Source organism: Caproicibacterium lactatifermentans (assembly GCF_013315815.1).
Taxonomy (GTDB): domain Bacteria; phylum Bacillota; class Clostridia; order Oscillospirales; family Acutalibacteraceae; genus Caproicibacterium; species Caproicibacterium lactatifermentans.
This window is the reverse complement of record NZ_CP046051.1, coordinates 1328894-1341677: the sequence shown is the minus strand read 5'-3', so window position 1 is coordinate 1341677 and position 12784 is coordinate 1328894. Positions and strand designations below refer to the sequence as shown.

Annotated in this window: 12 protein-coding genes; 11 read left to right on the top strand and 1 reads right to left on the bottom strand. The window is 51.1% G+C overall.

Features of this window, described 5'->3' with window-relative positions; genetic code table 11:
* Window positions 1-28: 28 nt before the first annotated feature.
* On the bottom strand, window positions 29-217 hold the full coding sequence (locus GJQ69_RS06530) for a hypothetical protein (RefSeq protein ID WP_174193307.1): 189 nt from the start codon (window positions 215-217) through the stop codon (window positions 29-31).
* Window positions 218-276: 59 nt separating this feature from the next.
* Here GJQ69_RS06530 and GJQ69_RS06525 point away from each other — a divergent pair, with 59 nt between their 5' ends.
* The 11 genes from GJQ69_RS06525 (at window position 277) to GJQ69_RS06475 (ending at window position 12724) form a co-directional block, all read left to right on the top strand.
* Complete coding sequence (locus GJQ69_RS06525; RefSeq protein ID WP_274380228.1) at window positions 277-1656, top strand: RsmB/NOP family class I SAM-dependent RNA methyltransferase; 1380 nt, start codon at window positions 277-279, stop codon at window positions 1654-1656.
* A 199-nt stretch (window positions 1657-1855) separates the two neighbouring features.
* Window positions 1856-2926, top strand: coding sequence for a branched-chain amino acid aminotransferase (locus GJQ69_RS06520; protein WP_086035509.1), 1071 nt, complete (start codon window positions 1856-1858; stop codon window positions 2924-2926).
* Between the two features lie 66 nt (window positions 2927-2992).
* Window positions 2993-3916: an RluA family pseudouridine synthase gene (locus GJQ69_RS06515; RefSeq protein WP_157658911.1), complete on the top strand. Its 924-nt coding sequence runs from the start codon at window positions 2993-2995 to the stop codon at window positions 3914-3916.
* Window positions 3917-3970: 54 nt separating this feature from the next.
* Complete coding sequence (locus GJQ69_RS06510) at window positions 3971-4783, top strand: hypothetical protein (protein WP_086035511.1); 813 nt, start codon at window positions 3971-3973, stop codon at window positions 4781-4783.
* A gap of 37 nt (window positions 4784-4820) precedes the next feature.
* Window positions 4821-5279 carry an S-ribosylhomocysteine lyase gene (locus GJQ69_RS06505; protein WP_086035512.1) on the top strand — a complete coding sequence of 153 codons (459 nt, stop codon included), beginning with the start codon at window positions 4821-4823 and terminating at the stop codon, window positions 5277-5279.
* Between the two features lie 146 nt (window positions 5280-5425).
* A complete protein-coding gene (locus tag GJQ69_RS06500) occupies window positions 5426-6988 on the top strand; it encodes a peptidoglycan DD-metalloendopeptidase family protein (RefSeq protein ID WP_086035513.1) in 1563 nt (520 codons plus the stop codon).
* 380 nt (window positions 6989-7368) lie between these two features.
* Window positions 7369-8655, top strand: a complete 1287-nt coding sequence (locus GJQ69_RS06495) for a UDP-N-acetylglucosamine 1-carboxyvinyltransferase (protein ID WP_086035514.1) — start codon at window positions 7369-7371, stop codon at window positions 8653-8655.
* Between the two features lie 92 nt (window positions 8656-8747).
* Window positions 8748-9539: an MBL fold metallo-hydrolase gene (locus GJQ69_RS06490; RefSeq protein ID WP_086035515.1), complete on the top strand. Its 792-nt coding sequence runs from the start codon at window positions 8748-8750 to the stop codon at window positions 9537-9539.
* Entirely contained in the window at window positions 9539-10018 is a 480-nt protein-coding gene (locus tag GJQ69_RS06485) for a 23S rRNA (pseudouridine(1915)-N(3))-methyltransferase RlmH (RefSeq protein ID WP_086035516.1), read from the top strand. The genes GJQ69_RS06490 and GJQ69_RS06485 overlap by 1 nt, the downstream gene beginning before the upstream one ends.
* A 609-nt stretch (window positions 10019-10627) precedes the next feature.
* Window positions 10628-11461, top strand: a complete 834-nt coding sequence (gene dapF, locus GJQ69_RS06480) for a diaminopimelate epimerase (RefSeq protein WP_086035517.1) — start codon at window positions 10628-10630, stop codon at window positions 11459-11461.
* 51 nt (window positions 11462-11512) lie between these two features.
* The gene (locus GJQ69_RS06475) at window positions 11513-12724 is read left to right on the top strand and encodes an LL-diaminopimelate aminotransferase (protein ID WP_086035518.1); all 1212 of its coding nucleotides are present in this window, start codon (window positions 11513-11515) and stop codon (window positions 12722-12724) included.
* The last annotated feature ends 60 nt before the right edge of the window (window positions 12725-12784 follow it).

Here is a 12784-nt window from a genome sequence, read left to right as displayed (position 1 = left end):
GGCCCGGTTTGTTTTGTTACAAAAGGCTTCAGCCTTCTGTGTTAGAGGAAGAATTCTTGTTCTGTGCATTCTGCGCCTTTTTGTTCTGCGCATTCTGATTGCAACGATTCTGTGCGTTCTGGTTGTTACGGTTCTGTGCGTTCTGCTGTGCCTTATTCTGGCTGTTGGTGTGGGTGCAATTCTCGTATTTGTCAGAAGAGTAATTCTGGTTATCCAAGATACTCACCTCCTTACAACGTGTAGTATGGTCTGTCCTGAAAAAAATATACGAAATGAGTGATAAAATTGCAGCTGCCTACCGCTTTTATACAGCGCATGAAGGAACAGTTAGGTACTGAAGCTGAGGAGTTTTTTCCCAAATATCAGTGCCCAGCACTGCGTGCCCTGCGGCGAAATCCGCTGAAGTGTTCTCAAAAAATTTTGGAAGAATCGTTGCCTTTTCCGCTTAGGCAGGCGCCGTTTTCACCGCTTTCTTATTATGTGCCAGCTGAGTTCCGGCCCGGCAGGGAACCGCTGCATCATGCCGGCGCTTTTTATATGCAGGAACCAAGCGCCGCGGCAGCCGTGACGGCACTCAATCCGCAGCCGGGGGAACGGGTGCTCGACCTGTGCGCGGCGCCCGGAGGGAAAAGCACCCAGATTGCCGGTCAGCTCAGCGGACAGGGCCTTTTGTGGAGCAACGAATTGGTGCGTGGGCGCGCAAAAATTTTGCTCTCCAATATGGAAAGAATCGGTGTGCCCAATGCAGTTGTCAGTTCGTGTCAACCGGAAACATTGTGCAGTGCCCTGCAGGAGTTTTTCGACCGTGTGCTGGTGGACGCTCCCTGCTCTGGGGAAGGTATGTTCCGGCGTGACGCGAAAGCTATGGAAGAATGGAGCCCAGAGCACGTTTCTGCCTGCGCGGTGCGGCAGAAAGCCATTTTGGAGAGCGCGCAAAAAGCGGTGCGGCCGGGCGGTGTTCTGACATATTCTACCTGTACTTTCTCTGAAGAGGAAAATGAGGGCGTTGTCACGGCGTTTTTGCAGCGGCACCCCGACTTTCACCTGGTTGATACCGGCCTGCAGGGCGGCCGCCCTGCTCTGCGCTTTGCGCGGCGCATTTATCCCATGGATGGCGGCGAAGGACATTTTGTTGCCGTCATGCGGCGGGACGGGAAAACACCCGATACGACCTTTTCAGCATCCGGGCAAGCTTTTTCCACGGCGGCGGAACAGCTTGCGGCATCCTTATACAAGGGAACGCGCCCTGGTGTGCCGGCGCAAGTCGGAGAACGGCTGTACCTGCTGCCGGAAGGTCTGCCGCCGCTGCAGGGACTTGGCGTTCTGCGTGCGGGTATTCTGCTGGGCGAGGCAAAGCCAGTGCATCGCAAAAACGCACCGCCGCGGCTGGAGCCGGCACACGCGGCTTTTTTGGCATCACGGCCGGAACAGCTGCGGCAGTGCCTGCAGCTTGTTCATGATGACCCACGCGTATTTGCTTTTTTGCGCGGTGAGGAAATAGAAGTGCCAGATACCTTCCGCGGCTATTGCGGCGTTTCCGTTGCAGGCGTCACCGTTGGGTTCGGAAAATGCAGCGGCGGACGCCTTAAAAATCATTATCCCAAAGGTTTGCGTATGCTGCCGGAAAGCGAAAACAGAGGAACAGACAGGGAATAGTGCGCCGTTTGTTCCGATGCGATGGCAGAAAGGAATTGCCCATTTATGCATTTTCTTGAAAAAAGGAAGCAAAAACTGTAACACGCTTTACATTTTTTTCTCCGCGTTTGTGTCATAATACCTAATGTGCTGAAAAGCTTGTCAGCAGCGTGCTGACGTGATAAAATAATAGGCAATCAATAGAAAGAGGGCTTTTTTTATGCAGGAGATCCGCTATGAACTGACAAAAACGCCAAAGAAGAAACCGGCCCCGGGCGACCCGCTGCCGTTTGGTTCTATTTTTACGGACCATATGTTTGTCATGGACTATACAGCCGGCACCGGCTGGCACGACCCACGAATTGTGCCTTACGCGCCGCTGCAGCTGGACCCCGCTGCGATTGTACTGCACTATGCGCAGGAGTCTTTTGAGGGCCTGAAGGCTTACCGTACACCGGATGGTTCCATTCAGCTGTTCCGTCCGGACCGCAACGCGGTACGTTTTAAATCCACCAACGAACGTATGGTTATGCCGGTTGTACCGGAAGAGGACTTCGTCACGGCCGTTAAGGCACTGGTCAAGACAGAAAAAGACTGGGTTCCCAGCCAGCCGGGTGAATCCCTATACATTCGTCCTTTCTGCATTGCTACAGAAGCACACTTGGGCGTAAAGCCGTCCAATACTTATAAATTTATGGTTATCTGCTGCCCGGTGGCTGCCTATTATCCGACAGGCCTGAATCCGGTTAAGATTTATGTGGAGGACAAATATGTCCGTGCTACTCCCGGCGGAACAGGCTACATCAAGTGCGGCGGAAACTATGCGGCTTCTCTTATTTCCCAGGAGATTGCGGAATCCATAGGTTACAGCCAGACACTTTGGCTGGACGGTGTCGAGCGGAAGTACGTTGAAGAGGTTGGCTCTATGAACTGCTTCTTTAAGATTGACGGTACAATTTATACAGCGCCGACCATCGGCACGGTTCTGCCGGGAGTTACCCGTATGTCCTGCATTGACCTGCTGAAAAAATGGGGTTACAATGTTTCTGAGGAGCGTCTGCCGGTCGCTGACGTGATGAAGGCTTCCCGTGAAGGCAAGCTGGAGGAAGTTTTTGGCACAGGCACCGCAGCGGTTATTTCTCCGGTTGGAGTCCTGAAGTATAAGGATGAAGTTGCACAGATTAACAACGGTGAAATCGGTGAAGTGACACAGCGCCTGTATGATACCTTGACAGGCATTCAGTGGGGCCGTCTGCCGGACGATATGCACTGGACGACAAAAGTCTGCTGAGAAAACAACGAAAATAACGCAATGCCACTCTGCGTCTGCGGAGCGGCATTTTTTTGTGGAGGAAATATGCGTCAGTTATCTTTTACAGTACCGCCAAATTATGACGGCGTCAGTGTACGCGGCTTCCTGCGCGGGCCATGCGGCGTGTCGTCACGTCTGCTGGCACAATGCAAACGGGTGGAGCACGGCATTACCGCGGCGGGCCATCAAAAAATTGCTACGGACAAACTGCACGCCGGTGAAGTGATTACGCTGCGTCTGCCGCAGGAAAAAGAAAAGCTGGCGGTACATCCGAACGGCGCACCACCGCTTTCTGTTCTATATGAGGACGACTCCCTTATTGCGGCTGATAAGCCCGCCGGTATGATTATCTATGCACGCGCCGGTCAGCTGACCGGCACGCTGCGGGATATCACGCTGGATTATCTGCAAAAGAAAGGAGAAACACCGTCTTTTCATCCGCTGTATCGGCTGGACCGCGACACCACCGGTTTGGTTTTGCTGGCCAAAGACCGTTACACCGCCTGTTCGGTACCGCCAACCATACAGAAAACGTATTGGGCTGTGTGCGAAGGAATTCTTCACGGCAGCGGAACCATTTCGGCACCGATTGGTACAGCATCCGGCAGTAAAACGCGACAGCAGGTGATGCAGCAGGGACGTACGGCTGTCACGCATTGGCAGGCAGTGGGAAGCGCAAAGGAACATACATTGGTGCGCTGTGTGCTGGAAACCGGCCGTACACATCAAATTCGTGTGCATATGGCATACATAGGCCATCCGCTTGCCGGCGATGATTTTTACGGCGGCAGCCGAAAGTGGATTCCCCGTCAGGCGCTGCATTGCGGCAGCGCTCGCTTTCTTTCTCCTGCCGGCGGAGAAAAAACAGTAATCGCTCCTTTTCCAGCTGATTTCCGCGGCCTGCTGAAAGCACTTGACCTTTCCGCGGACGTGGCAAACCTGCAGGCATTTCTGCACAGTGGGATATAGTGGTATTCTTAGCTGGAATATGCTACAATGAACAGCGGCAAGGGAGGAATAACAATGCCTGCAGCGATTGTACAGTATCTGTTCGCGGAGCGCGAAAAAGCGGCTCTGGAAGCGTGTGGTCTGCCCGTACCTGATGAAAACAGTTTTCTTTGGGGTGCACAGGGAACGGCAGTTTTATCGGGTGAATCGAATTTGCAGGACTGCGCAAAAGCACTTCGTTCTCTGCCGCCGGAGCGGCGGCGCGCGCTGCTGTGCCAATATGCCGGCCAGCATTCGGAAGATACAGCAGTCTCCTGTGTATATGGCTTTTTGTGCGGCACAGAATTAGAAAGTGCGGCATCACCATTTGTCCGCTGGGCCGCCGTACAGCTTTCCGGTACGGATTCCTCTCAGCCAACGGAAGTTTGGGAGAAGGAAGAGGAGTCCGCACTGGACACCATTTTGCTGCGGTATGAGCGTGGTATGCTGCCTACGGAGTTCCCGCTTGTGCGGACATTGCCAAAGTCGGAAACGGCTTGCCGGCAAACCGCACATCTGTGCGCATTTTTGCTGGAAAGTTTGACCGGACATGCGGACGGTCAAGACCTTTGTGAAGCGGCAGCCGCGGAATGTCGTCGGCGGTACCGAAAAATGACAGACCGCACAGGACTAAAACGCATTTTCTTCCAACATAAAGAGGGCAGAGGCCCACACGAAAAGTCCAGCTGTCTGCATAGCTTTATGGAGGACGGCGGCTTCGATTATGCCAATCTGCAGGGGGCCGACTGGGGCACACCGGCGTGTCCGGACCGCCGTACTTTTTTGCAGTTATACGGGGATACAGTAACGCAGGTACAAAAAACCATTTGTGCCTGCGTCCCGTCCTGATTTTATGATGTCAATCCGTTAGAAAGGAAATTTAAAAATGAAACGCATTGCCAGTTTTTGTGTCAATCATAATACCCTGACACCCGGAATTTATACTTCCCGCATTGACGGGGATATTACTACGTATGATATTCGGATGCGCACACCCAATCAGCCGCCTTTTCTGGAGCAGGGCAGTTTGCATACCATTGAGCATTTGTTCGCAACAGCGGCACGCAACAGCCGGTTTAAAAATCAGGTTATCTACTTCGGTCCGATGGGCTGCCGGACAGGATTTTACCTACTGGTACGGGATATGAAACCTGCGGACGTCATTGCGCTGATTACGGAAACGTTCCGCCAAATTGCGGACTGGAGCGGAGAAATTCCCGGCGCAAAAAAGGCGGAGTGCGGCAACTATTTAGAGCACAACCTTGCGGGGGCCAAAAAAGAAGCGGAAAACTTCCTTCCGGTTATCGATAATTGGAAAACGGCGGATTTGGCTTACCGTCCGTAAACCAGTCCCAGAGTTCGTCAGCAGAGTCGAGAACGGCGCTTTTTGTCGACAAAAAATAATTGCAAAATTGTAATCTCTGCCTTATAATAGGAGCAATGAATGCAAATACTCTATTCAACCATTAAAAAGTCAGAAAGGATAATTCTATGCAGCAAAACAATCCAAAACAGCAGACAAAACCTGTGCTGTCTGAGAATGACTCTTTTCCGCCAAAGGCAGAAAAAACAGCAAATAATGGGCTGAAGCATAAAGCACGGTTCCTGGTTCCGATTCTTGCTTTGTTTGTGGCAGCGGGTGCCGCTTATGCGGCGCACACAGCATGGGAAAAACCACGTACAGCTAGTGTTTCGCTGCACGGTGCGGGCCAGCAGTTTTCCCAGAACTTTGCATCGGTCCGTCCAGCACAGCAGTACCGTCTGCGCTTTGCGCTGACGGAGAGTTCTGCCGCAAATCGGGCAGCGGAACAATCCCTTTTGCTTAACATCAATAAACCGGTTGTCAAACAGCAGGCGGTTGGTGTCTATGTGGACAACACCTTCATCGGCGCGGTTCAGGACGGCAGCGAACTGCAGTCTATGCTGAACACATTTCTTTCCCGTGCAGAATCCAACACGGGGTGTACAACTGCTTCTATCCTCAACAAAATCCGGCTTGTGCCGGGACAATATGACAAATCGGTTATCGTTACGGAAAATGCCATGCAGGTTCTGCTTTCCGGCGAAAAAACGGCGAGCAAAACTTATACAGTGGAGAACGGCGATACCATTGATAAAATAGCGAAGAAAAGCGGCGTAACGGCGGCACGACTGGCCGCAGTCAATCCGGGTCTTAACGTGAAAAGTCTGCAGCCGGGCGACGTTATTTATCTGGAGCCGCAGAAAAAACTGCTTTCCATTCAAACTGTTGGCAGCAAAACGGAAACTTCCAGTATCGCCTATTCGAAACAGACAGTGCCTTCCGCTTCTTTGAATAAAGGACAGAGGGTTCTGAAAACAAAGGGCACAGCCGGAACGAAGGCAACAACGTATCAGGTAACGTATGTCAATGGTGTGGAAACAGCCCGCAAAATAATCAGCCAAAAGACCGTGCCCCCTGTCACGGAAGTGACAGAACAGGGGACCAAAGAGCAGCCTAAGGCGCAGACGGTGACAACCAGTGCGGTTGGTATGGCGACCGGCAGTTTTCTGTGGCCGGTGCCAACGCTGACAACAGTTACTTCCGGCTATAGCGCGCGGTGGGGCAGATTCCACTACGGACTGGATATTTCCGGTGAGAACGCAATGGGACAGCCAATTTACGCGGCTGATGGCGGCACCGTGCAGTTTTCGGGTGTCGACCCGGGCGGATTTGGCAACTACGTTGTTATTGACCATGGCAACGGCTACTGCAGCATTTACGGACACGCCTGCAAACTGCTGGTTTCTCAGGGCCAAAAGGTTGCACAGGGCCAGCTGATTGCAATGGTGGGAAGCACGGGACATTCCACCGGTGCGCATTGTCATTTTGAGGTGCATAAAAACGGCGAAAAAGTGAACCCAACAAACCTAGTCCATGCTGATGTGGCCAAAACGGTTTCCTATTTGGGAAATAAGCTTACAGCGGAACAGATTACGGCGATGGATAAAGCGGCACAGCAAACCGCCAAACTGACACTGGAAACTTATCAAAAAAGTATCAGCACAGCTGCAGCCACCGCCGCAAATCAGTAAAAATAACGACTTTTTTCACAAAACCTGTTTCCCATGAAAAAGAAACGGCACTCTGTCTGTTTTTTGCAGGCGGAGCGCTGTTTTTTCGTCTGTTCCTCCATGCTGTTTTCTGTTGACAAGCGCCATTCCTTGCGTTATTATCATAAAGGTATATTTACATAATTCTAAATTGAGAATGAATATAATGGATACGGCACAGAATTTGGCAGCTCTTTCGAAAAAATGCCCTGTGCATCGGTAGCCATACCATAGATAAAGCCCAGAGTGGTGAAAAATGGCACAGCTTTTTATTCAAGTTATTGTAGGTTTGCGTCATACTATGAACGGAAGCCATGCGGGCGTGATTGCAGAAAGATTATCATGGAATGGAGTGGCGGAACTTGGATAAGCTCTTAATTAATGGTGGAAAACGGCTGGAAGGCAAAGTGCGAATTAGTGGTGCAAAAAATGCTGCACTTGCGATTATTCCTGCCGTTCTTTTATGTGACGATGTTTGCAGAATTGAAAATGTTCCCAATATTACAGATGTGAACGCAATGATTCACATTTTACACGATATGGGTGTCAATATTCACTGGATTAATCGCTCTACGCTAATTATTGACCCGCGGTCGTTGTCCACTTATGTGGCACCGGATGAACTGGCACGGCAGATGCGCGGTTCTTATTACCTTTTGGGGGCACTTTTGGGCCGCTGCCACCATGCGGTTGTTTCCATGCCGGGCGGCTGCAACTTTGGTGTGCGCCCTATTGACCTGCATTTAAAGGGTTTTGCTGCTTTGGGGGCAAGCCATACAGTTGAGGGCGGCATGGTCAATGTTTCCGCGGCGAAGCTAGTTGGCAGCAGCATTTATTTGGATGTTGTTTCCGTCGGCGCAACCATCAATATTATGCTGGCTGCTGTGAAGGCAGACGGCATGACAGTGATTGAAAATGCGGCAAAAGAGCCGCATATTGTCGATCTTGCCAATTTCCTGAATTCCATGGGTGCGGATATCCGCGGCGCCGGTACGGACGTCATTAAGGTATACGGCGTTAAACACATGCATGGTGTCACTTATCCCATTATTCCAGACCAGATTGAGGCGGGCACATACATGGTCGCGGGGGCAGCAACGCACGGTGATGTGACGGTCACCAGTGTCATCCCCAAACATTTGGAATCTATTATGGCGAAGCTTGAGGAAATGGGCTTAGAGATTACCGAATATGATGAGGCCGTACGGGTACGGTATACCGGGAAACTGGAAAAATGCAACATCAAGACCATGCCGCATCCCGGATTCCCAACGGATATGCAGCCGCAGATTACGGCACTGTTGTCTATCGCCAACGGCACCAGCATTGTCAACGAAAGCGTGTGGGACAACCGCTTCCGTTATGTTGAGGAACTCAAGCGTATGGGTGCGCAGATTTCTGTAAACGGCCGTTTGGCTGTGGTGGAGGGTGTGGACCACCTGACCGCTGCCCCAGTGAAGGCAACGGATCTGCGTGCTGGTGCAGCGATGATTATTGCTGCCCTTTCGGCAGAAGGTACTACAGAAATTGAACAGATTCGCAACATTGAGCGCGGCTATGAGAACATTGTGGAAAAGCTGCAGGAACTGGGTGCGGATATTCGCCGCGTCACTGTAAAGGACGGCGCGGCCGAGCAGGAAGCAGTATAAAACCATATAGCGGAAAATAAATAGACGGGGCGGGCGAAAAACAGCAGCGCAGTCCCGTCTTTTCTGCGTGGGATGGGGGACAGGCTTAGTTTATGGCAATTTTTTGTCCATTGTTTAGCGGCAGCAGCGGAAACAGCTATTACATAGGTTCTAAAACGGAAGGCATTTTGGTGGACGCCGGACGCAGCGCGAAACAAATCACGCTGAAGCTGGAAGCCTGCGGCATTTCGCAGAAGGCGGTACAGGCTATTTTTGTTACACATGAGCACACGGACCATGTGCAGGGCCTGCGGGTATTGGCGGGTCGACTGGGTGTACCGGTATATGCTTCTCCGGGAACGCTGCAGGCATTGGACCGGATGAAAATCCTCAATGGGAAATTTCCGTATCAAGTTATTGACCAGCAGGGTATGCAGTGCGCGGATATGTACATACAGCCTTTTCATACCTCACATGATTGCGCAGAAGGATACGGCTATTGTGTGGAAACAGCGGATGGCCGTCACGCTGCCTTTGCCACGGACCTCGGCTGTTTTTCAGAAGAGGTGCAGAAGAATATTACGGGCGCTGGGCTGGTCGTGTTGGAATCCAACCATGATGTGGGTATGCTGCAGAACGGCCCATATCCTTATCCGCTGAAACGGCGTATTTTGTCGAATCGTGGGCATCTTTCCAATGCGGCGTGTTCACAGGCCGTTACAGGGCTGGTGCACAGCGGCACGCAGCGTATTTTTCTGGCACACCTCAGCAAAGAAAATAATACGCCAGATTTGGCACACGCTACCAGTTTGTGTGCATTGACACAGATGGGCGCGCAGCAGGGCCGCGATTTCTTTTTAGAGGTTGCCCCACGGGAAAACCAGGGAAAGGTTACGGAATTTTAATGCAGAAAGTACAGATTGTCTGTGTTGGCGGACTGAAGGAAGCTTATTGGCGGCAGGCCTGCGCCGAATATGAAAAGCGTCTGCGTCCGTTTGCACAGTTCCGCATTGTCGAACTGTCAGAAAGCCGGCTTCCGGAAAATCCTTCACCGGCACAAATAGAGGCTGCCCTGCAAAAGGAAGGCAAACAAATTTTGGCTGCCTGCGGCAGCGGCGTTATCGTTCCTCTGTGTATTGAGGGAAAAGAAATGGATTCGCCATCTTTGGCAGCCTATCTGCAGAAGGCGGGTGTACGCGGGGCCGGCCGTATTTCCTTTGTTATAGGCAGCAGCTACGGCCTTGTGCAGGAAGTGAAGCAGGCCGGGCAGATGCGCCTATCTATGTCACCTATGACGTTCCCGCATCAGCTAACACGAGTCATGCTGTGTGAACAGATTTATCGCGCATATGAAATTTTGAATCACGGGAAATATCATAAATAAAAGGATAAGACGTCTCCAGGCACGCAATGGCTTGAAGACGTCTTGTCCTTTTATTTTCAATACAGCTCCTGCACAATCCCCAAAAAGGCAGGGTGTGGAAAAATGTAAACATTCCTCTGTCCTCTCCTTGGCAGAGGATGACCTGTTCGTTTGCTTTCTTCACAAAGCCAGGCAACTTTTTTCCATTGCTTAGTGTACCATAGCAAAACCGGAAATGCAATCGAAAATTCATAGAACGTCCATATTTATTGACTGTATTCATATATTTTTATAGCATTTCACCCTGCGGGCGGCGACAGGTACCGTGTGTTTTCCGAAGACTCCCTGTAAAATGCGTAGCATTGTGTAAAATCCTGCAAAATCAATTCAGCGTCTTTCTAAAATACAGCAGTTTTTCAGACAAAATGAGGGAAAGGCACAGCCTGCGACAGCAGTCTGAATGGGCAGCCGAGCAACTTTCCCTGCAAAAATGATTGACAGCTTACACAAAATAGAATAGAATAGGGAAAGCAGTCAAACAGACAGAAATACGGATTTTTGCGGCAGGGAGGTGCAGTTTTCGGACAGCAGCCTTGCCGCATTCTTTATTTTTACAGCTGGAGGCAATACATGAAGTTTACAAAGATGCAGGGAATCGGTAATGATTATATCTATGTCAACTGTTTTGAGGAGCAGGTTACGGACCCGGGCAAATTGAGCATTCGCCTGAGTGACCGCCATTTTGGCATTGGCTCTGATGGTGTGATTTTGATTAAACCCAGCAAAACGGCTGACTGTGAAATGGATATGTATAATGCGGACGGCTCCCGCGGAAAAATGTGCGGCAATGGGATTCGGTGCGTTGGCAAATATGTTTACGACCGCGGCATCTGCCGAAAAAATCCGCTGCGGGTAGATACCCAAAGCGGCATTAAAACACTGTATCTGCAGGTGGAAAATGGTGCCGTTCAATCCGTGCGGGTGGACATGGGTGCACCCGTTTTGGAGCCGGAAAACATTCCGGTACAGCTGCCGGGCAGCCATGCCGTGAATGTGCCGTACTCTGTTGCGGGAAAAGAACAGCATATTACCTGCGTTTCCATGGGGAACCCGCATTGTGTCCTGTTTGTGCCGGATACGGACAGCCTGGATCTGGAGAAAATTGGGCCGAACTTTGAAAACGCGCCGATTTTTCCGGAACGTGTCAATACAGAGTTTATCCAGCTCATCAGCCGAACAGAAATCAAAATGCGTGTTTGGGAGCGCGGCTCCGGCGAAACACTGGCCTGCGGAACAGGCGCATGCGCTTCTGTTGTTGCCTGTGTCCTCAACGATAAAACAGAGCGCCGGGTTCGGCTGCATCTGCTGGGCGGCGACCTTGTGGTCACATGGGACGAAAAGACCGGTCATGTTTTTCTGGAAGGGCCTGCAGCGTTTGTCTTTGACGGAACAGTAGAAGTATAACAGCCTTATTTTGAATAATGTTTTTTATTTGCAGAAAGGGGAACTGAACGAATGGTAAAAGTGAACGAAAACTTTGCGAAACTGCCTGCAAATTACCTGTTTGTTGATATTGCCAAGAAAGTGGACGCTTATCAGAAAGAGAATCCGGGCCGCGAGATTCTGCGGCTCGGTATTGGTGACGTAACCCGTCCGCTGGTAAAGCCAGTTGTGGATGCCATGAAAAAGGCTGCCGACGAAATGGGGTACGCGGAAACATTCCGCGGCTATGGTCCGGAAGCCGGATATGGCTTTCTGCGGGAAACCATCGCGGCGCATGATTATCAGAATCTGGATATTTCTCCGGATGAGATTTTCATCAGCGACGGTGCCAAGAGTGACACCAGTTCCATCGGTGATATTTTTGGACTGGATAATATCGTTGCTGTCTGCGACCCGGTTTATCCGGTGTATGTGGACTCCAACGTAATGGCAAGCCGCGCGGGTGATTACAAGGAAGGCAGCGGGTGGAGCAAAATTGTATATATGCCCTGCATGGAGGAAAATTCTTTTCTGCCGACGTTTCCCAAAACGGTACCAGACATGATTTATCTGTGCTTTCCCAACAACCCCTCTGGTGTCAGCATTCCGAAGGAACAGCTGCAGGCATGGGTGGATTACGCCAACCTGCACGGTTCGGTTATCCTGTATGACGCCGCATACGAGGCATTTATTCAGACACCTGGTGTGCCGCACAGCATTTACGAGTGCCAGGGTGCCAAGACCTGTGCCATTGAGTTCCGCAGCTTTTCCAAAACCGCTGGCTTTACCGGCGTGCGCTGCGCATTTACTGTTGTGCCAAAGGCGCTGCAGTTTGGCGGCACTTCTCTGAACCAGATGTGGGCACGTCACCAGTCTACCAAAATGAATGGTGTTTCATACCCTGTGCAGCGTGCCGCGGAAGCAGTCTACACAGAGGAAGGGCAGAAACTGGTCCGTGAGAATTTAGCGTATTATCACAAGAACGCAAAGATTATTCTGCAGGGACTGCAGCACGCCGGCTTTACCGTTTACGGCGGCGTAGATTCTCCCTATGTATGGATGAAAGTACCGGAAGGCCTGACCAGCTGGCAGTTCTTTGATGAACTGCTCAAACGCTGTGCTGTTGTTGGTACACCAGGTTCCGGATTTGGTACCCATGGTGAGGGCTATTTCCGCCTTACTTCCTTTAATACAACCGAAAATACAGAAAAGGCTGTTCAACGTATTGTGGAACAGTTCACATGAATCAATGAAAAAGCTCCCTCAGACCGCCTGACAGGTTTTGCCCGCGACTGAGGGAATCGT

Bases quoted from the DNA above. Each gene is read 5' to 3' on its own strand.
- GJQ69_RS06520 (WP_086035509.1), top strand. From the start codon at position 1,856: ATGCAGGAGATCCGCTATGAACTGACAAAAACGCCAAAGAAGAAACCG.
- GJQ69_RS06515 (WP_157658911.1), top strand. From the start codon at position 2,993: ATGCGTCAGTTATCTTTTACAGTACCGCCAAATTATGACGGCGTCAGT.
- GJQ69_RS06510 (WP_086035511.1), top strand. From the start codon at position 3,971: ATGCCTGCAGCGATTGTACAGTATCTGTTCGCGGAGCGCGAAAAAGCG.
- GJQ69_RS06505 (WP_086035512.1), top strand. From the start codon at position 4,821: ATGAAACGCATTGCCAGTTTTTGTGTCAATCATAATACCCTGACACCC.
- GJQ69_RS06500 (WP_086035513.1), top strand. From the start codon at position 5,426: ATGCAGCAAAACAATCCAAAACAGCAGACAAAACCTGTGCTGTCTGAG.
- GJQ69_RS06490 (WP_086035515.1), top strand. From the start codon at position 8,748: ATGGCAATTTTTTGTCCATTGTTTAGCGGCAGCAGCGGAAACAGCTAT.
- GJQ69_RS06485 (WP_086035516.1), top strand. From the start codon at position 9,539: ATGCAGAAAGTACAGATTGTCTGTGTTGGCGGACTGAAGGAAGCTTAT.
- dapF (WP_086035517.1), top strand. From the start codon at position 10,628: ATGAAGTTTACAAAGATGCAGGGAATCGGTAATGATTATATCTATGTC.
- GJQ69_RS06475 (WP_086035518.1), top strand. From the start codon at position 11,513: ATGGTAAAAGTGAACGAAAACTTTGCGAAACTGCCTGCAAATTACCTG.